Raw genomic sequence first — 19,136 nt, forward strand, 5'->3', positions numbered from 1 at the left:
CCGCGCCACCCAGGCCGCGCCGAGCGCGGCCACCACCAGCAGGGCGGCCGCGCCGGCCACCGCGGGACGCCGCAGCCCGTCCAGCTCGGTGCCCTGCCGGGCGCCGAGATAGATCTTGACGGGTACGGCGCCGGTGCTCGACGCCGCCATTTGGAAGGCCGAGCCGAGGCATTCGGCGTAGTCCGGATCGTCGGTCCAGCAGTAGTGCACCTGCCCCCACACCGATTCCAGCCACGGACCGTCGGCCCGCACCTTCGCGGTGGCGGCCCGCACGCAGGCCGGTGCGGCGGCCCGCTGCGCCTCGGTGAGGTACGGCGCGTCCCGCAGCCCTAGAGCCGGCTGCTTCTTGACGGCGCACCGGATCGTCGCCAGCGCCGTTCGGTACTGCACGACCTGGAAGTAGGCCTGCGCGACCGGGCGGGTGAACTCCCCCGTCACCGGGATCGGCCCGAGCAGATCGGCAGGCAGCCGCGGCGGGTCACCGGGCGACTCCCACGGCCGTTTGGCGGCCCGGGCCTTCGCCATCGCGGGTGTCAGCTCGCGCCGGCCCGTCGCCTCCACCTTCCGCTGGACGGCCACCGACAGCTGGTGCGCCCGGTCACGGATCAGCGGGTCCAGCAGCGGGTAGGGCTCGACGGTCTGCGGCTGCAGCCGCACCGGCCCGGCGGCGCGGCCCTCCAGGTTGTCCGAGTCGGCGAGCACCTCGTCGTCGGTGGCGAGTATCCGGATGTGCAGCCGCGTCGCGGTGGACAGCTCGGCCACCACCCGGTCGACGCCGGCCCAGTCCGCGTGCCGGATGCCGAACCCGCGGATCGTCTCGACGATCTCCGTCTGGTGCTTCTCGCGGGCCTGCTCGGCCCGGGTCACCGCCCGCGAGGTCAGGCTCAGCGTCAGCCAGGCGGTGGCGCCGATCGCGGTGCCCGCCACCACCAGCACGAGCAGGAAGATCCGCAGCCGGAAACTCACCGTTCGGCCATCCGGTAGCCGCGGCCGTAGACGGTCTGCACGTACTGCGGCTCGGCCGGGTTCTTCTCGATCTTGCGGCGCAGGTTGACCACGTGCGCGTCGACGGTGCGCTCGGACACCTCGTTCTCGAAGCCGAACACCTTGTCCAGGATCTGCCCGCGGGTGAAGACCCGGCCCGGTTCGCGGGCCAGCAGCTCGACGATGCCGAACTCCTTGGCGGTCAGCCGGACCGGGGTGTCGTCCACCCGTACCTCGAAGCGGGGTGCGTCCACCTCCAGGCCGCCGACGCGCAGCACCTCGGCGGCCTCGCCACCGCGGGTGCGGCGCAGCAGCGCCCGGATCCGCGCGGTCAGCTCGCGCGGGCTGACCGGCTTGCTCAGGTAGTCGTCGGCGCCGATGTCGAGCCCGAGCAGCATGTCGTTCTCCGAGGAGCGGGCGGTGACCATCACGATCGCCACGTCCGACTCGGCCCGCAGGATCCGGCACACGTCGAGCCCGTCGACCAGCGGCATCATCACGTCCAGCACGACCAGGTCCGGCCGGCGCGAGCGCGCCTGCTCCAGCGCCGCCCGGCCGTCACCGACGGTGAGCACCTGGTGCCCCTCCTTCTCCAGGTAGAGGCGGATCAGCTGGGCGTGCTTCGGATCGTCGTCGGCGACAAGGATGCGGGCGGTCACGGTTCGCATTCTCACCCAGCGGCTCCACCCCACCAAGAAATGTCAGGATCCGGTGAAGATCCGGCCCGGTTCCGGCAGCCGCACGGAACCTGCCGACAACCGCACAAGATCTTCACAGGTCGCTGCCTACCGTCGCCTCCCCTCACCCCCGAGCTGGAGGCAACCGATGTGTGGACTGAGCGCCTTCGTCAGCAGCCGGCCCGACGCCGGCCCGCCGGACGCGGCCACGGCGGCGGCCTTCGCCGCCGCCCTCGAGACCATGCGGCACCGCGGGCCCGACGACACCCGGATCGAGTACGGCGACGGCTACGCCTTCGGCTTCAACCGCCTGGCCATCATCGACCGGGAGCACTCGGTGCAGCCGCTGCGGTACGCGGGCCGGTGGACTGTCGTGTTCAACGGCGAGATCTACAACTACCGGGAGCTGCGCGCCGACCTGATCCGTGAGCACGGCGCCGCGTTCACCACCGACGGCGACAGCGAGGTGCTGGCCGCCGCCTTCCACTACTGGGGCGAGGCCGCCCTGTCCCGGCTGCGCGGCATGTTCGCGTTCGTCGCCTACGACCACCGCACCGGCACCGTGCACGCCGCCCGCGACGCCTTCGGGATCAAGCCGCTCTACGTGCTGGAGACCTCCGACGGGCTGTTCCTGGCCAGCGAGCGCAAGGCCCTCGACCCGTTCGCGGCGAGCCCCGGCGGCGCGCTCGACACCGACGCGCTCGCCCACTACCTGACCTTCCAGTACGTGCCGGACCCGCTCACCCTGCACCGGCACATCCGCCGGCTGGCGCCCGGTCACCGGCTGGTCTGGACGCCGGGCGGCGGGGTGCGCGAGCACCGCTGGTTCAAGCCGTCGCTGCGGCCGCTGCGGGTCCAGCCGGAGGCCGCCTACCAGGCGATCCAGGACGCGCTGACGGCGAGCGTCGGCAAGCACCTGCACGCCGAGGTGCCGGTCGGGGCGTTCCTGTCCAGTGGCGTCGACTCGTCGGCGATCGTCGCGCTGGCCGCCCGCACCGCTCCGGACCTGCACGCGTTCACCGCCGGGTTCGCCGAGCACGGCTACTCCGAGATCGAGGTCGCCCAGGACACCGCCGACCAGCTCGGCGTGCGGCTCACCCCGACCGTGGTCACCGACGACGACGTGCTGGCCGCGCTGCCGCGCATCGTGCAGCTGCTCGACGACCCGGTGGCCGACCCGTCGCTGATCCCGCTCTACTTCCTGTGCCGCACCGCGGCCCGCCACGTCACCGTCGTGCTGTCCGGCGAAGGCTCCGACGAGCTGTTCGGCGGTTACACCATCTACCGCGAGCCGATGTCGTTGGCCGGCGTCGACCGGCTGCCGGCCGGCATGAAACGCGGCCTGCGCCACCTCGCCGAGGTGCTGCCCGAAGGCGTGAAGGGCCGCTCCTTCCTGGAACGCGGCACCACCCCGATCGAGCAGCGCTACTACGGCAATGCCCGGATCTTCGATCCGGAGGAGAAGGCCCGGCTGCTGCGCCACACCGCGCAGCCGCACACCGCGATCACCGCCCATCTGTACGCCGAGACGGCCGACGTCGACGACGTGGCCTCCATGCAGTACGTGGATCTGCACACCTGGCTGCCCGGCGACATCCTGGCCAAGGCCGACCGGATGTCGATGGCGCACAGCCTGGAGCTGCGGGTCCCGTTCCTCGACCAGCAGGTGTACGCGGCCGCCGCCGGCCTGCCCACCGAACTGAAACTGCCGGCCGGCACCCGCACCACCAAGCACGCCCTGCGCGAGGCGATGCGCGGCATCGTCCCCGAGTCGGTGCGGGCCAACCGCAAGCTGGGCTTCCCCACCCCGACCCGGCTGTGGCTGCGCGGCCCGATCGGCGACTGGGTGGACTGGCTGCTCGCCACCTCCCAGGCCGGGCACCTGCTCGACCTGGGCTACGCCCGCGACCTGCTGGCCGAGCACCGCCGCGGCGAGGCCGACCGCTCCCGCAAGGTCTGGACGGTGGCGATGTTCTGCCTCTGGCACGCCATCCACGTGGAGCGCTCGATCGCCGTGACCGAACCGGCCGGCCTCATCGGCGCGGCCGGAAGTGCCGGGCCGTCGACCACGCGCTGACCCCTCCCCCGCTGGCCGCCGCGGTCGGATGACGACTGCTGCGGGCGGCCGCATATCCTCGTCGCTGTCCGACGGGGAGGGACCATGCGCTTCACCATCGACCGGGAGGCGGTCGACCTCGACCGGGAGACGGTCGTCATCCGGATGCGCGACCAGATGCCGGAGCCGGTACAGACACACTGGGCCGAGGTCGGGAACCGGCGCTACCCGGTGAAACAGGTCCTGGAGACCGCCGCCGGGATCAGCCGCTCCCGGTTCACCTCGCAGACCGCCCGGTCGGTGCTGGCCAGGCTAGGCTTCCCGACCAGCGGGTCGCCGAGGCCGGCCGTCGGGGTGGTCACCGGCACGGCGGCCCGGGCCCGGCCGGCTCCGCAGGTCGACGCGGAGCAGGCGGGCGCGGCCTTCACCACACTGGTCTCCTTCCTGCGCGGCGCGCCCCTCACGCAGAGCGTCGGCACGCTGGAGCATCGCCTGCTGAACACCGACCGGGACAGCGTGGCCGCGGTGACCGCCGACGCCGGCCTCTCTGAGGAGCTGTTGAGGGCCGCGCTGATCGTGCGCCGTGACGTCGGCCGGGTCAGCGACGTCATCCATGCCGCCGTCATCTCGCTGGCCCTCCCGGCGATTCTCGAAGCCGGCGAGTCGGTGGTCAACCGGCCGTCGCTGGGGCCGGGCAACGACCCGTCGCGGCCCTACGACCTGGAGACGAACATTCGCGTCGCCGAGTTCAAGGTCGCCGTCTGGTCCGGCGGCGACGTCATGCGCAAACGAACCCTCACCGCGGACCTCGTCCACCTCGCGCTCGACACCTCGGGCCGGCGCCCGGAGCTATGGGTCGCTGGGGAGGAACCCATCAAGTTCCTGCGCACCAGCACCATGGCGGTGGGTGACCTGCTGTCCCGCTCGTCGCGCCACCTGCGCGCTCGGTATCAGGACCACTTCGGTGCTGAGCCGATCCCGCTGCGGACGTTCACCGCCGAGCAGGCGGGGCGGGTGCGGCTGTGCAACCTGGCCGACGTCCTGCCGGTCGTCGCGTCGGCGCTGCTGTGAGATCGATCCGGCGCGGCGCGATGACTTTGCGGCGGCCGGCTGGTCTGCACCGGTATGACGGCCAGATTCGCGGTCGGCGCGACGCTTTCGCGCTCGGACATTCCGGTGCTCTGCGCCGACCTCGCCCAGCTGCTGTGCGGCCGGCCCGCCACGGTGGTGGTCTGTGACGTGGGGGTGGCGCGGGCGGACGTGGTGACGGTGGAAGCCATCGCCCGGCTGCGGCTGACCGCACGCCGGCACGGGTCGCGGCTGGTCGTCGCGGGTGCCGGGCCCGACCTGCTCAGCCTGCTCGACCTGCTCGGGCTGGGTGCGGATCCCGGGCCGTGAGCGCAACCCACTGCTCACGCCCGGCGGTCGCGGTGGAGGCCGCGACCCGGCAGGCGGTCGCGCGGGTGGCCCGGAACCGGGGAGAACGCGTACCGAAAAGGGCTTTTCAGTCGCCGAGGGGCCGCAGGTCGATGGTGAGGCGGCCGGCGGTGTGCTTCTGGACGAGGTCGCGCAGCGACGCCCACTGGCCGCGGTCGAAGGCGCTGGCGTCCAGCAGGTGTTTGCGGAAGTGGTCGGTGCGGGTCTGCGCGTAGAGCGAGACGATCGTGTCGTAGGTGCCGGTCTCCAGCACCAGCGCGTCGATCTCGGGCCAGCGCAGTGCGCAGCGCGGCGCCCAGTTCACCGCGTAGCCGTAACCGCGGACCTGCACCTGCAGGCCGTCGGCGCCGACCAGGACCCGGTGATGGTCAGCGGTGACCTGATCGGCGGTGACCCGGTCGGCGGGCAGGCGCGGCGGGGCGGGGCCGCGGCGCCGCCGGGCGGCGAGCACGGGCGCCAGGATCGCCGAGCCGCCGAGCAGGACGACGCCGATCACCCAGGCCACCACGCCCGCCGCCATGTGCGGTCAATCCAGGTGCGCCGGGAGGCCGAAGAGCGGGAACAGCCGCTGCGTGTCGAGGAAGTTGTTCACCGAGGCGATCCGGTCGCCGGAGATCTCCAGGACGATCAGCGCCCACGGGTCGTGGCCGGAACCGGTGGCGCTGCACCGGTACTGACCGAACGCGGGCAGGCCGTTGGCCACCACCGGAACCAGCCGGGAACCGCGGCAGCCGCTGCCGGTGCCGGTCATCCACGCGGTGATGTCGTCGGGGCCGCGCAGCCACAGCGGCAGCGGCGGCATCGACAGCGTCGCGTCCTCGTGCAGCAGGGCGGTCAGGGCCGTCAGATCATAGGACTCGAAGGCCTTCACATAGCGGCCCAGCAGCGCCTTCTGCTCGCCGTCGAGCGGCTGGTAGACCTGCGCGCCGGTGTCGGCGGCGGCGATCGTCGCCCGGGCCCGCTGCAGCGCGCTGTTGACGCTCGCCACCGAGGTGTCCAGCAGCTCGGCCACCTCCTGCGCGGACCAGGCGAGCACCTCACGCAGGATCAGCACGGCCCGCTGCTTGGCCGGCAGGTGCTGCAGCGCCGCCACGAACGCCAGCCGGATCGACTCGCGGGCGGCGATCACGTTCGCCGGGTCGGTGGCCTCCGGCAGCACCCGCTCGTCGGGCACCGGGCCGACCCAGATCTCCTCCGGCCGGGGCTCGCCGGGATGGGTGGCGTTGCCGGACCCGGCCGGGCCCAGGTCCATCGGCCGGACCCGCCGCTGGGCGCTGCCCAGCATGGTCAGGCACACGTTGGTGGCGATCCGGTACAGCCAGGAGCGCAACGCCGAACGCCCCTCGAAACCGTCGATCCCCTTCCAGGCCCGGATCATCGTGTCCTGCACGGCGTCCTCCGCCTCGAAGCTGGACCCGAGCATCCGGTAGCAGTAGCCGGTCAGCTCCGGCCGGAACGTCTCAAGCTGCGCCGCGACATCGCTCACCCCGCAGAAACTAGTCCAGTTCAAATTTCTTTCGCCACCCGCGATGAGTTTTCGGCACCCACCCGGTCTACCCCGGCATCACATCGACTTCTTCAGGGAGCGCACCATGGCCTACGCCGACGTCAACGGGATCAACCTCTACTACGAGATCCACGGCACCGGCAGCCCGCTGATCCTGCTGCACGGCGGCCTCGGCTCGGGCGAGATGTTCGCGGCCACCCTGGCCGCGTTCGCCGCGAACCACCAGGTGATCCTGCCCGATCTGCAGGGGCACGGCCGCACCGCGGACGTGGACCGGCCCATCGACATCCCGACGATGGGCGACGACATCGCCGCCCTCATCGACCACCTCGGGCTGGACAAGCCGGACGTGGTCGGTTTCTCCCTCGGCGGCGGTGTGGCCCTGCAGGTGGCGATCCGCCACCCGGAGAAGGTGGGCCGGGTCGTCTCCGCGTCGGCCGGGATCCGGCGCAGCGCCACCTACCCGGAGATCCTGGAGCAGCAGGGGCAGGTCACCGGCGCGGCCGTCGAGTTCATGAAGGACACCCCGATGTACGAGCTGTACCAGCGGGTCGCGCCGCGCCCGGAGGACTTCCCCAAGCTGCTCGACAAGATCGGCGAGGCGATGGCGAAGGACTTCGACTTCACCGAGGAGGTCCGCGGCCTGCGGGTGCCCACCCTGATCATGGCCGCCGACGCCGACATGTGCCCGCCCAGCCACTTCGTCGAGGTGTTCGCCCTGCTCGACGGCGGCCAGCGCGACGGCGGCTGGATGGGCGAGAACCGGCCCAAGGGCGGGCACGCCCTGGCCATCCTGCCCGGCCTCACCCACTACAACCTGGTCGACTCGCCGCTGTTCGCGCAGGCCGCGCTCGCCTTCGTCGACCAGAAGAACTGAATCCCGCCGGCGATTGACGGGCCCGCGAATCGGGCCCGTCAATCCCTCTTCCGCATTACCGAACAAATGCAGAACGACGTCTATATTTCCGGTCATGCGGCGCGTCATCAGAATGCTGTGCGACACCCTGGAAATGTCGCCCGCGGAACTGGCGAGAACGGCGGGATACGCGCCCGGCACGGTGGCCGCCTATCTGTCCGGCCGCCGCCGGCCGACCCGCGCGTTCCTGCTCGATCTGCTCGACGGGGCGCCCCGCTGCGATCTCACCTTCGACCGGCTGGCCCGCGACGCGGGCCTGCGCTGGACCGGCTCCGCCGACCCGCGCCGGCACGACGGCAGGCCGTTCAGCGAATACCTCTCGACGGTACGGGTGCTGGCCCGGATGTCGCGCCCCCGGCTCGCCGCTGAACTGGGCGTACCCGTGCACGCGGTCACCGGCGCCGAGCACGGTGAGCTCCCGCAACGCCGGCTGCTACCCCGCCTGACCGCCCGTCTGCTCGCGCCGATGATCAGCACCGGCGACGTGGTGGCGGCGTTCCCGCTGCTGCGGCCCACCGCCGAGGACCTCGACATCCAGCACCGGCTGCGGGAGATGCGGATCTTCGACGTGGGCGATCCGGCCCGGCGTGATCTCGAGGAATCGCTGGCCCGGGACATGGCGGAAACGGCGCAAAGAATCGCCCGCCAGCAGGCCTGGCGAATCGGCCGGCCGGATTTCGCCGACGACGTCTGGGGTGAGGGCCTGGCCCTGGCGATCCGTTTCCACGACCCGGATCGCGGCTATTTCCGGGCCCACCTGCGGGCCCGGATCCGCGGATTGCTGTGGGATCTGGTCCGCGGATCCCGGCAGACCGGGGTGACCGCGGTCCTGGCCGGTCACGGGCCGGCGGTGCGCCGGGCCGAGAGCGCATTGATCCAGCAACTGTCCCGCTTCCCCACCGAGCGGGAGGTCGCCGGCCACCTCGGCCTGCCGGTGCACGCCGTCGCCGAGGTCCACCGGGCGGTTGCCGCCGCCCACCCGGCCAACCTCGACGATCTCGACTTCCTCCCGCGCGAAGCGGCGCCCGGCGCCTACCACGGCGTGCACCGGCGGCTCCGCGACCTGCCCGGCCTCACCAGGGAACTGCTCTACCTGCACTACCACGACGGGCTCGCGGTCCCGGCCGTCGCCGTCGCCGCGAGCCTGCCCGAACAGACCGTGGAGGAACACCTGCGCAGCGGGGTGGCCGCGCTGCGGGCTCAGTCGTGCGTGACGTAATCGCGCAGGTGCTGAGCCGTCAGGGTGTCCGACTTGGCGACCAGCTCGGCCGGCGTGCCGGTGAAGACGACCTGGCCGCCGTCCTGACCGGCGCCCGGGCCCAGGTCGATGATCCAGTCGGCGTGGGCCATCACCGCCAGGTGATGTTCGATCACCACCACCGTGTTGCCCGCGTCGACCAGGCGGTCCAGCAGGGCCAGCAACTGGTCCACGTCGGCCAGGTGCAGGCCGGTGGTGGGTTCGTCCAGCAGGTAGGTGACGGTGCCGCCGCCCATGTGCACGGCCAGTTTCAGCCGCTGCCGCTCGCCGCCGGACAGGGTGTTCAGCGGCTGGCCGAGGGTGAGGTAGCCGAGGCCGACCGAGGCGAGCCGGTCCAGGATCGCCCGGGCCGGTTTCTCGGTGAAGAACTCCAGGGCCTCGCTGACCGGCATCGCCAGCACCTCGCTGATGTCGCGGCCGCGCAGCTTGTAGCCGAGCACCTCGGCGGTGAACCGCTTGCCCTCGCACTCCTCGCAGACGCTCGCCACCCCGGCCATCATCGCCAGGTCCACGTAGACCAGGCCGATGCCCTTGCAGTTCGGGCAGGCGCCCTCCGAGTTCGCACTGAACAGCGACGCCTTGACCTTGTTGGCCTTGGCGAACGCGGTACGCACCGCGTCGAGCAGCCCGGTGTACGTGGCCGGATTGCTGCGCCGGGACCCGCGGATCGCCGACTGGTCCACCACGACCACCCCGTCGCGCTGCGGCAGCGAACCGTAGATCAGCGAGCTCTTGCCGGAACCGGCCACCCCGGTCACCACCGTCAGCACCCCGGTGGGCACGTCGACGTCGACATCGCGCAGGTTGTGGGTGCTGGCACCGCGAATCGGCATGGTGCCGGTCTTCTCGCGGTAGGTCTCCTTCAACCGCACCCGGTGCCCCAGGTACCGGCCGGTCAACGACTCGCTGGCGCGCAACTGCTCGACCGTGCCCTCGAACTGGATCCGCCCGCCGCCCGGCCCCGCGCCCGGCCCCAGGTCGACCACGTGGTCGGCGATCGCGATCGTCTCCGGTTTGTGCTCGACCACCAGCACCGTGTTGCCCTTGTCGCGCAGCCGCAGCAGCAGCCCGTTCATCCGCTGGATGTCGTGCGGGTGCAGGCCCACCGTGGGTTCGTCGAACACGTACGTGATGTCGGTCAGGCTGGAACCCAGGTGCCGCACCATCTTCACCCGCTGCGCCTCACCGCCGGACAGGGTGGCCGACTCCCGGTCCAGCGACAGATATCCGAGTCCGATCTCGACCAGCGAGTCCAGGGTGTGCCGCAGGTTGGTGACGACCGGGCCGACTGCCGGCGCGGTGATCCCGGCCAGGAACCCGGCGAGGTCGCTGACCTGCATGGCCGAGCACTCGGCGATGTTGCGGCCGGCGATGCGCGACTCCAGCACGGCCGGTTTGAGCCGGGTGCCGCCGCAGTCCGGGCAGGCGGTGAAGGTGGCGGCCCGGTCGATGAAGGCACGGATGTGCGGCTGCACCGACTCCCGCTCCTTCGTCAGGTACATCCGCTGCACCTTCGGCACGAGTCCCTCGTACGTGGTGTTGATGCCGTTGATCTTGACTTTGATCTGCTCTTTGTAGAGGAAGTCCGCCAGCTCGGCGTCGGTGAAGTCGCGGATCGGTTTGTCCGGATCGAAGAAGCCCGACTCGGAGTACGCCTTCACATACCAGCCGTCGACGCTGAAGTTCGGCACCGTGATCGCGCCCTCGTTGATCGACCGGTCCCGGTCGATCAACTGCTCGATGTCGATCGTGGAGACCTTGCCCAGGCCCTCGCAGTTCGGGCACATGCCCTCGGCGTTGAACGAGTACGCCAGCGCACTGCCCGCACTCGGCGAACCGAGCCGGCTGAAGATGATCCGCAACATCGTGTACGCGTCGGTCGCGGTGCCGAGCGTCGACCGGGCGTTCGCACCCATCCGCTCCTGGTCCACCACGATCGCGGCGCTCAGATTGTGCAGGGCGTCGACGTCCGGCCGCGCCGGGCTGCCCATGAACGACTGCAGGAACGCCGAGTACGTCTCGTTGATCATCCGCTGCGACTCGGCGGCGATGGTCCCGAAGACCAGCGACGACTTGCCGGAACCGGAAACCCCGGTGAACACCGTCAACCGGCGTTTCGGCACGTCCAGGGACACGTCGTGAAGGTTGTTCTCCCGGGCCCCACGGACCTGGATGACATCGTGGCTGTCTGCGATGTGAGTCACCGGGGAAAGCTACCCCGGCTTGCGGTCAGATTCCGTCCGCTAACCCGCGCGACGGCGGGCCCGCCGGGCCGCCAGCTCGTCGCCGGCCGCCGGCTCCCCCGGTGTGTCCGTGCCCACCGGCTGCGGCGACGCCGGCTCGGCCGGCAGGTGCGACAGCGAACCCTGGATCTCCTTGAACGCGCCGCCGATCGCTATCCCGAACACACCCTGCCCACCCTGCAACAGGTCGACGACCTCCTCCGGGGAGCGGCACTCGTAGACCGTCGTGCCGTCGGAGATCAGCGTGATCTCGGCCAGGTCGTCCACCCCGCGCGAGCGCAGCGTGTCGATCGCCCGGCGGATGTTCTGCAACGAGACACCGGCGTCCAGCAGACGCTTCACGACCTTGAGAACCACCAGGTCACGGAACGAGTAGAGGCGCTGCGTGCCGGAACCCGACGCGTCACGCACACTCGGCACCACGAGCGTGGTCCGCGCCCAGTAGTCGAGCTGGCGGTAACTGATACCGACCGCCTGACAGGCCGTCACCCCGCGATATCCGACCGAGCCGTCCTCACCGAGGATCGGGCCTTCAAGAGGCTGCTCGTGCACGCGATTACCTCCCCGCCGGTACACCTGGACGTCACGAGCGTATATCTCAGTCACGGCCGAAACATGGAGGTAACGGCCCGACACGCCGCGTCCGGGCGAGGCCCGATCGTGGCCGGCGTCTATCTAACCGGCGAAATCCTCGGGGCGGACCTGGTCGAGGAACTCGCGGAACTTCTCCACCTCGTCCTCCTGCTCGTCCGGGATCACGATGCCCGCCTCGGTGAGGACCTGGTCCGCGCAGCGGATCGGCGCACCCACCCGCAGCGCCAGGGCGATCGAGTCGCTCGGCCGGGCCGACACCCGCAGGTTGTCCCCGATGAGCAGATCGGCGTAGAAGACGTTGTCCTTCAACTCGGTGATCTCCACGGCCTTCAGCGGCGCCTGCAGCGCCGCGAGGATGTCCCGCAGCAAATCATGGGTCAGCGGGCGGGCCGGCTTGACGCCCTGCTGCTCATAGGCAATGGCGGTCGCCTCCACCGCGCCGATCCAGATCGGCAGGTAGCGGTCGCCGTCCACCTCCCGCAGCAGAACGATCGGCTGGTTGCTGGGCAGCTCCACCCGGACCCCGACCACGCTCAGCTCGCGCACCGCCGCCTCCGTGTCGTCGTTTTGTCGCCGCTGTACGTCCAGCCGCCCCTACCTGCACGGTACACGCACACCCCTGAAAACCGGCCCGCGCGGGATACCCCCCACGCGGGGGTTAACGCCCTAATTCGCCGCGCAGACCGGAGCGGACGAGCGCCGCGTGCAGCCGCTGGGACAGCGCCTGCAGCTCACGCGCGGTCTCGGTGGCCCGGGCCCGGGCCGCCGGGTCCTGCTGACGCACCAGGGGCGCGAGCAATTGTGTGAACAGGCCCACCTCACGGTCGGCGGCGTTGCGGAACGCCCGCAGGTGCCGCACCTCCAGCCCGTACCGGGTGAGACCCACCACGGCCTCCACGATGATCACCGCGTCGGCGTCGTACCAGCCCGGCGGGCGGGCCGTGACCAGGCCGATCTGCTCCAGCTCGGCCAGCAGCGGCTCCTCCACCCCGGTCCGCTCGAGCAGGTCCGCCTTCGGGATCCGGGTGTCGGCCGGGTCCGTGGCCCGCTGCGCGCCCACCGCCACCAGGGTGGGCCGCTGCGGCACCGCCGGCTCCTGCTCCATCCGGTCCAGCTGCTCGCGGATCACCCGCAACGGCAGGTACTGGTCCCGCTGCGCGGTCAGCACGAACCGCAGCCGGGCCACGTCGTTCCACGAGTACTTGCGGTACCCGGAGGCGGTACGTTGCGGGTCGACCAGACCCTCCGCCTCCAGGAACCGCAACTTCGAGATCGTGGTGTCGGGGAACTCGGTGCGCAGATGGGCCAGCACCTCCCCGATGCTCATCAGCGCACCATCACGCCCGCCCTGAGGGCCCGAAGCCCCCGGGTCACGCGCGGCCGCCCCCGACGAATTCACGCCCGGCCCTCGCCCTCCGGCCGCGGACCGGCGATGAACACCAGACGGAACTTGCCGATCTGGACCTCGTCGCCGTTGCTCAGGGTCGCGGCTTCAACCCTTTCCCGGTTCACGTACGTACCGTTGAGCGAACCGACGTCGCGAACGGTGAACGTGCCGCCGTCGCGGTGGAACTCGGCGTGGCGGCGCGAAACCGTCACGTCGTCGAGGAAGATGTCACTGTCCGGGTGCCGGCCGCTGGTCGTCACGTCGTGATCGAGCAGGAACCGGGCACCCGCGTTCGGGCCACGGCGCACGACGAGCAGGGCCATGCCCGGCGGAAGCGAGCCGGACATGCGGCTGGGCACCACGTCGGTCTCTGGTCCCTCGAGCACCTCGTCAAGGGCGCCAAGGTTCAGCGTGGACGTGACGTCGAGTGGGGGAAACTCGTCGTCTGGGCGCGTCATCGGACCACCTCACGGATCAGTTGGTCGTCGCCTCCCGGCAGGACCACCGCGCGGGCGGCCCCGCCGAGGCCTAATTCGGCCCGACGCACGACTATCGGTTTCAAAGGGATAACAGTTCTTCGTGTGCTCCGCGAGCCTAGTCAGCGCCAATATCGCTGAGCAACCGGACTCGCGGAGACCGATATTTGCTTTTCGCCGCCGAGCCAAACGGCTCCGCGCCGATCAGCTCTCGGTGATCGCCCGGTACGCCGCGGCGTCCAGCAGGGAATCGAGCGCCGCCGGATCTTCCGGCGCGATCTCCACGAGCCAGCCGGCCGCGTACGGCTCACCGTTGATGATTTCCGGCTCATCGGCGAGAGTGGCGTTCTTCGCCACCACGGTGCCGGAAATCGGGGCGTAGATCTCCGAGACGCTCTTGGTCGACTCGATCTCACCGAGCGAGTCACCCGCCTGCACGACCGTGCCCTCCTCGGGCAGGTCCACGAAGACGATGTCGCCCAGCGCGTCCTGCGCGAAGTGGGTGATGCCCACCCGCACCGGACCGCTGCCGTCACCGGCGACCCACTCGTGTTCCGCGGTGTACCGCAGATCCTCAGGAATCAACGCTTCCTCCGTAAATCACGAAACCGGACGCGCATACTGCAAGGCTGTCGCCTTACGCACCGCGGTCACTTCGACCAGGGAACGCGAGTCCATGGTCACGCTACCGCCGTCGTTCTGCACCGACGCGACCACCCCGCCCGGGATCTGCAAAGCGGTGCGCATAGTCTCCGGCTGACCGATCACGAGAAGGCGGAACGGTCCGGTCAGATGCACACCGTCGGCAATGATCCCGCCGCCGGAAGCGTCGACGAAATAGCTCGAGGCGACCACCCGCACCACGGCGCCGTTCGCACCGTTGAGCTGCATCACCTCACCGCGGGCGCCCCGCAGTTCCTGCACCGCGTTCAGCACGGCCGACGCCTTCACCCGGTCCAGCACGATCTCCAGGCCGGGACCGCTGCCCGGCACCGTGCCGGCCAGCAGGCCCAGCTCCTCACCGCGCTTGGTCGCCTCGTCCAGCGCCGCCTCCCGGCCCTGCACCCCCGAGGACAACTGCTGACGGGTCGCCTCCAGGTTCTGGATGTCGGCGAGCAGGCGGCTGTCCTGCGCCTCCAGGTCGCTCAGGATCCGCACCAGGTCCTCCTGGCGCGCGGTGGCCAGGCCGTGGTCGACGTCGTTGCTGCGCAACTGCACGACCAGAGTGAAGCCGAGCAGCGCCAGCAGCACCCAGATGAGGGTGCCGGCCGGGGCCGGGCGCCGGATCCGGGGGCGTCCAAGATCACTTTTCTCCGGGGCCGGCTCGGGCGTGTCGGACTCCGGCGGATCCGCGTCATCACCCGATCGGGGCTCCTCGTCGTCGTCGAGAGCCACGGTCGGTTCCTCGTCCACCACCGGCTTCGCGCCGGTCTCGTCACGCTCGGTCATCTGAGTCCTAGGCCCGGAAGAGGTGCCGGCGAATGGCCGCGACATTACCGAAGATCCGCACGCCGAGCACCACCACGACACCGGTGGACAGCTGGCCGCCGACGCCGAGCTGGTCACCGACGTACACGATCAGCGCGGACACCAGCACGTTCGAGATGAACGACACCACGAACTGCTTGTCGTCGAAGATGCCGTCCAACTTCGCGCGCACCCCGCCGAACACCGCGTCCAGCGCCGCCACCACCGCAATCGGCAGGTACGGCACCAGCTCCGGCGGCACCGACGGGTTGAACACGATGCCCAGCAGCACACCGGCCAGCAGAGCGAGTACGGCGATCATCGGCCGCCTTCCGACGCAGAGCCCGACGGCGCGGGCGGGGCGATACTCGGCGTGGCAGCACGCAGCTTCAGCGCGGCCGCCCCGTCCAGAGTCACGTTCTTCACCTTGGACACCTCGAACGACATGCCGTACCGGGTGGACAGCGTCTCGAAGAACTGGCCGGCGAACCCGTCCCGGAAGTCGCCGGCCAGGTCACCGGGACCGATGGCGACCACCTCGTACGGCGTGGTGACCGGCCGGACGTCCACCAGGATGGCCTCGCCCGCCTGCCGGATCGTGGAGGTCGCGGTCAGCCGCTCCCCGTTGATGGCGATCGCCTCCGCACCGGCTGACCACAGCGCGTTCGCCGCGAACTGCAGATCGGTGTCCTTGACCTGGCCCTCGGTGCGCCGCTCCCCGGTCACCGCGTCCACCGGCGTCGGACCGTCGGCCAGCGTCACCTTCGCCCCCGAGCCGCGGACCCGGGCCAGCCCGGCGGCCGCCTCCAGATCACGCAGCCGGGCGATCGCGGCGTCGCTGAGCGACCGCTCCCGCAGCTCGGCCACCTCACCGGCCAGCTTGTCGGCCCGCTCCTGCAACTGCTCGGTCCCGGCCCGGCGCCGCTGCACCTGCTCGACGAGCTCGTCCCGCGCCTGCGTGCGGGCCGGCTCCTCGGCCACCGTCTGCCGGTAGGCCACCACGATCAGAAAACCGATCATCAGCAGCACGACCGCGGCGGAACCGCGGGCCGCGTGCTTGCGCGCCCCGGTCCGCCCACCGGTCTCGGCGCGGCGCGCGGCCGCGTCCGCATAGCCCGGGTCCAGCGGATTACGGAACAGCTCGGTGAGGAAGTCCGGCCCGAACGTCCGCTTCCCCGACCCGCCGTCGGGATCCGGAACCGTCACGGCCCGACCGTCCCGGCCCGGTCGGCGCGCAGCATCCGCACCGCCTGCATCACGTAGAGCGCCGCGGCCGCCCAATACAGTCCCAGCGCCCACCAGGCCAGGCCCCAGCCCACCGGGCTCGCCCACCAGGCGATCGACGGCACCGCCTTGGCCAGCAGGATCACCGGGAACGCCGCCAGCAGCACGAACGTGCCGGTCTTACCGACGTAGTGCACCGGGGGCGGTCCGAACCCGTGCCGGCGCAGCACCAGCAGCACCACCCCGAGGAAGACCTCACGCAGCAGCAGCGCGCCGGTCAGCCACCACGGCACGACCTCACGCACGGTGAAGCCGATCAGCGTCGCCAGGATGTAGAGCCGGTCCGCGAACGGATCCAGCAGCTCCCCGAGCCGGCTCACCGAATTCATCCGGCGGGCCACATATCCGTCCACCCAGTCGGTGGACCCGCCGACCGCGAGCACGATCACCGCGGCGACGTCGTTCTCCGTGACCAGCAGCAGATAGAGGAAGAGCGGCACGCCGAGCAGCCGCACGAAGCTGATCACATTGGGGACGGTCCAGATGCGATTGGAGGTCTCGATGGACGGCGCAGGCTGCTGCGACATCGCGACTTCCTCTCCCCCTCGGCCCGAACCCCCCGCCCGGCACCCGCGAGACCGACCGCGCCTGTCACCGGCGGATTCGCATGCTGCTCCGGTCGCTCGCCGAGCAACTATAACCAGCCGGGTCGGCGCCCCTGACGCGCAGTCACACCCCCCACACCCTCTATATCATCCTAGGAGGCTAGCTCACTGCCTTTCTTGCGCGCCCAAGCCCTCTTTCACCCATCAGACGTACGCCCTACCTCTCCCCAACCGCACCGGCTCCTCCCGCCAAGCGGCGCGCGATCCCCCTGCCCCCTCCAGGCCGCCCGGCGCCCGCCGGCCGAGCCCCTGCCCCACCCCTCCCTGCCCCGCTCTTCCTGCCCCGCTCTTCCTGCCCCGCTCTTCCTGCCCCGCTCTTCCTGCCCCGCTCTTCCTGCCCCGCTCTTCCTGCCCCGCCCTTCCTGCCCCGCCCTTCCTGCCCCGGCTCGTCCCGTCCCGCACCCACACCGCCCACCCGCCACCGGTCCCCCCACTCGCCCTCGCAATCACCGGCGCCGCCGACCGTCCTCACCCGCCACACCGCCCGTCACCTTCCTCCTTGCCCCACGCCGCAGCGACGGCTCCCACTAGCCGTCCGCCACGCACGTTCGGCAAGCCGGGTTAGTGCCGTGAGCGACGGCTCGCGCCACTCAGCCGCTGGCCACGCAGGCAATGCCGCGTGTTGGCATGCACAGGCGACGGCTGGGGCCAGGCCGGCCGTCGCTCACGCAGCTCTCGCACGCCTGATTAGCGGCATGAGCCACGGCTCGCGCCATCCGGCCGTCGCTCATGCAGGTCTCCCAAGACCGGTAAACGGCATGAGCGACGGCTCGCGCCACTCGGCCGTCCGCCACGCAGGTCCCCCAAGGCCTGTTGGCGGCATGAGCGACGGCTCGCGCCACTCGGCCGTGCGGCACGCGGGTAGAGCGGCGTGTTCAGGGTGCGTGGGCGACGGCTCGGTCAGCTCGGCTGTCAGTCATGCGGGCCCCGCTATGCGGATGGGTGCGTCGAGAGCCGCAGCCAGCGGGCGGATCGCTGGGCGCGGAATCATTACCGGCTTGCGGGGAGCAAGGCGGGGCTTTCGGACAGCCGTACCGAAAAGGGGGTGCCGCAAACCGCCCAGCTGGCGCTTGGCAGGGTGTTCAGTGAGAAGCCAAGCTGTAATGCGTGCGGGCGACAAATCACACGATCAAGGACGCGGATGAGGCGCAGGCCGTGCTTTCACGGCATTTCTACGCCCTGGACGTGGATGTGCTCTCCCCAGCCAGCGGGTGGACGGCGACGTTCGCTGTCGCGCAGGATCGGCCGGTCACGCTGGGGGATCTGCGGTTCGGGGTCGATGTGCGGATCCGGGCCGGGGAGCTTGGCGCCTATCACGTCAACCTTCCGCTCACCGGGGGCATCACCTGGCATCAGGGCCGTGACGAGCCGCACCGGATTGTGGCGGGGCGGCATGCGGGGGTGTACCAGCCGGTCGGGGACACGGTCTTGGACCGGTGGGACGGTGACTGCCGGGTGATCGCGGTGAAGGTCGGGCGGCGGGAACTGGAGGACCAGCTGGCCCGGATGCTCGACCGGCCGGTGCGCGGGCCGGTCGACCTCGGGCCGGTCCTCGACGTGACCGGCGGCACCGGGGCGGCCTGGGCCCGGTTGACCCGGATGATCGCTGCCGATGTCAGCACTCCGGAAGGGCTGGCCGGCCATCCGCTTGTCGGTCCTCGGCTGCGTGAGAGCCTGGTCACCGGGCTGCTGCTGGCCACCGGTCATCCGCATCGGGATCAGCTGGAGCGGGACCGTCCGGCGCTGGCCGCGCCGGGCGTGATCCGCCGGGTGGTCGAGGCGATGCGCGCGCAGCCGGGCCGTCCCTTCACGGTGGCCGACCTGGCAGAGATCGCCGGCGTCGGTGTCCGGTCGCTGCAGTTGAGCTTCCGCAGGTACGCCGGGATGCCGCCGACCGCCTACCTCCGGCAGCTGCGGCTGGGTCTGGTGCACGACGAACTGCGGCAGGCGCCGCCGGGGACGACCGTCTCGCAGGTCGCCTACCGCTACGGGTTCACCCACGCCGGCCGGTTCGCCGCCGCCTACCGTCGCTGCTACGGCGAGTCCCCAGCCGAGACGCTCCGCCGCTGACCCGCCCCGCCCACGACGGGGCCGCCGGGCAGGCACCCGGCCAGCCCGCGCGCGGTACAGCCGCGGAGCACAGGCAGAGCAGACGCCCACCCAGGCCACGGCCTCATCCGCGCGAGCACGGCCACGCGGGCCCGGCCAGGCAGACACCCAGGCGGGCCGCTACCACCGCTGCGCG

General features: G+C 71.1%; 19 protein-coding genes and 1 pseudogene. 6 read left to right on the forward strand and 14 right to left on the reverse strand.

The features are described 5' to 3' along the window. A pseudogene (locus AB0F81_RS43115) lies at positions 1 to 966 on the reverse strand (two-component sensor histidine kinase); the annotation flags it as partial. Continuing rightward, the gene (locus AB0F81_RS43120; RefSeq protein WP_360208446.1) at positions 963 to 1,652 is read right to left on the reverse strand and encodes a response regulator transcription factor; all 690 of its coding nucleotides are present in this window, start codon (positions 1,650 to 1,652) and stop codon (positions 963 to 965) included. The pseudogene AB0F81_RS43115 and the gene AB0F81_RS43120, both read right to left, overlap by 4 nt. A gap of 157 nt (positions 1,653 to 1,809) precedes the next feature. Between AB0F81_RS43120 and asnB the strand changes: the two genes are divergently transcribed. The 3 genes from asnB (at position 1,810) to AB0F81_RS43135 (ending at position 5,115) form a co-directional block, all read left to right on the forward strand. Further along, positions 1,810 to 3,738 (forward strand): asparagine synthase (glutamine-hydrolyzing), encoded by a 1,929-nt coding sequence (asnB, locus tag AB0F81_RS43125; RefSeq protein ID WP_360208405.1) that lies wholly within the window; start codon positions 1,810 to 1,812, stop codon positions 3,736 to 3,738. Between the two features lie 84 nt (positions 3,739 to 3,822). Then, positions 3,823 to 4,788, forward strand: coding sequence for a hypothetical protein (locus AB0F81_RS43130; RefSeq protein WP_360208408.1), 966 nt, complete (start codon positions 3,823 to 3,825; stop codon positions 4,786 to 4,788). A 54-nt stretch (positions 4,789 to 4,842) separates the two neighbouring features. After that, positions 4,843 to 5,115 carry an STAS domain-containing protein gene (locus AB0F81_RS43135; RefSeq protein ID WP_360208410.1) on the forward strand — a complete coding sequence of 91 codons (273 nt, stop codon included), beginning with the start codon at positions 4,843 to 4,845 and terminating at the stop codon, positions 5,113 to 5,115. 106 nt (positions 5,116 to 5,221) lie between these two features. On the opposite strand, the gene AB0F81_RS43140 is transcribed toward AB0F81_RS43135, so the two are convergent. Continuing rightward, complete coding sequence (locus AB0F81_RS43140; RefSeq protein WP_360208413.1) at positions 5,222 to 5,674, reverse strand: hypothetical protein; 453 nt, start codon at positions 5,672 to 5,674, stop codon at positions 5,222 to 5,224. A 6-nt stretch (positions 5,675 to 5,680) separates the two neighbouring features. Next, the gene (locus tag AB0F81_RS43145; protein ID WP_360208416.1) at positions 5,681 to 6,640 is read right to left on the reverse strand and encodes a sigma-70 family RNA polymerase sigma factor; all 960 of its coding nucleotides are present in this window, start codon (positions 6,638 to 6,640) and stop codon (positions 5,681 to 5,683) included. A gap of 106 nt (positions 6,641 to 6,746) precedes the next feature. On the opposite strand from AB0F81_RS43145, the gene AB0F81_RS43150 reads away from it, so the two are divergent. After that, the gene (locus tag AB0F81_RS43150; RefSeq protein ID WP_360208419.1) at positions 6,747 to 7,538 is read left to right on the forward strand and encodes an alpha/beta hydrolase; all 792 of its coding nucleotides are present in this window, start codon (positions 6,747 to 6,749) and stop codon (positions 7,536 to 7,538) included. A 94-nt stretch (positions 7,539 to 7,632) separates the two neighbouring features. Further along, a complete protein-coding gene (locus AB0F81_RS43155) occupies positions 7,633 to 8,796 on the forward strand; it encodes a helix-turn-helix domain-containing protein (RefSeq protein WP_360208421.1) in 1,164 nt (387 codons plus the stop codon). Here AB0F81_RS43155 and AB0F81_RS43160 read toward each other — a convergent pair. The 10 genes from AB0F81_RS43160 to AB0F81_RS43205 form a co-directional block, all read right to left on the reverse strand. Further along, the gene (locus tag AB0F81_RS43160) at positions 8,778 to 11,039 is read right to left on the reverse strand and encodes an excinuclease ABC subunit UvrA (RefSeq protein ID WP_360208424.1); all 2,262 of its coding nucleotides are present in this window, start codon (positions 11,037 to 11,039) and stop codon (positions 8,778 to 8,780) included. The genes AB0F81_RS43155 and AB0F81_RS43160 overlap by 19 nt on opposite strands. A gap of 39 nt (positions 11,040 to 11,078) precedes the next feature. Beyond that, complete coding sequence (locus tag AB0F81_RS43165; protein WP_360208449.1) at positions 11,079 to 11,630, reverse strand: MerR family transcriptional regulator; 552 nt, start codon at positions 11,628 to 11,630, stop codon at positions 11,079 to 11,081. 123 nt (positions 11,631 to 11,753) lie between these two features. Then, entirely contained in the window at positions 11,754 to 12,218 is a 465-nt protein-coding gene (locus AB0F81_RS43170; RefSeq protein ID WP_360208427.1) for a bifunctional nuclease family protein, read from the reverse strand. 112 nt (positions 12,219 to 12,330) lie between these two features. Further along, on the reverse strand, positions 12,331 to 12,999 hold the full coding sequence (locus AB0F81_RS43175) for a MerR family transcriptional regulator (RefSeq protein ID WP_360208430.1): 669 nt from the start codon (positions 12,997 to 12,999) through the stop codon (positions 12,331 to 12,333). Positions 13,000 to 13,067: 68 nt separating this feature from the next. Then, a complete protein-coding gene (locus tag AB0F81_RS43180) occupies positions 13,068 to 13,517 on the reverse strand; it encodes an FHA domain-containing protein (RefSeq protein WP_183219034.1) in 450 nt (149 codons plus the stop codon). Positions 13,518 to 13,739: 222 nt separating this feature from the next. Next, positions 13,740 to 14,120: a glycine cleavage system protein GcvH gene (gene gcvH / locus AB0F81_RS43185; protein WP_360208434.1), complete on the reverse strand. Its 381-nt coding sequence runs from the start codon at positions 14,118 to 14,120 to the stop codon at positions 13,740 to 13,742. A 15-nt stretch (positions 14,121 to 14,135) separates the two neighbouring features. Next, positions 14,136 to 14,984: a DUF881 domain-containing protein gene (locus AB0F81_RS43190; RefSeq protein WP_360208436.1), complete on the reverse strand. Its 849-nt coding sequence runs from the start codon at positions 14,982 to 14,984 to the stop codon at positions 14,136 to 14,138. Between the two features lie 7 nt (positions 14,985 to 14,991). Continuing rightward, the gene (locus AB0F81_RS43195) at positions 14,992 to 15,324 is read right to left on the reverse strand and encodes a small basic family protein (protein ID WP_360208438.1); all 333 of its coding nucleotides are present in this window, start codon (positions 15,322 to 15,324) and stop codon (positions 14,992 to 14,994) included. Next, complete coding sequence (locus AB0F81_RS43200) at positions 15,321 to 16,208, reverse strand: DUF881 domain-containing protein (protein ID WP_360208440.1); 888 nt, start codon at positions 16,206 to 16,208, stop codon at positions 15,321 to 15,323. Before AB0F81_RS43200 ends, AB0F81_RS43195 begins: the two co-directional genes overlap by 4 nt. Beyond that, on the reverse strand, positions 16,205 to 16,813 hold the full coding sequence (locus tag AB0F81_RS43205) for a CDP-alcohol phosphatidyltransferase family protein (protein WP_360208442.1): 609 nt from the start codon (positions 16,811 to 16,813) through the stop codon (positions 16,205 to 16,207). Before AB0F81_RS43205 ends, AB0F81_RS43200 begins: the two co-directional genes overlap by 4 nt. A gap of 1,185 nt (positions 16,814 to 17,998) precedes the next feature. Between AB0F81_RS43205 and AB0F81_RS43210 the strand changes: the two genes are divergently transcribed. Beyond that, positions 17,999 to 18,961 carry an AraC family transcriptional regulator gene (locus tag AB0F81_RS43210; protein ID WP_360208444.1) on the forward strand — a complete coding sequence of 321 codons (963 nt, stop codon included), beginning with the start codon at positions 17,999 to 18,001 and terminating at the stop codon, positions 18,959 to 18,961. Positions 18,962 to 19,136 lie beyond the last annotated feature (175 nt).

Origin of the sequence: Actinoplanes sp. NPDC024001 (genome assembly GCF_040638955.1) — a bacterium.
GTDB lineage: Bacteria > Actinomycetota > Actinomycetes > Mycobacteriales > Micromonosporaceae > Actinoplanes.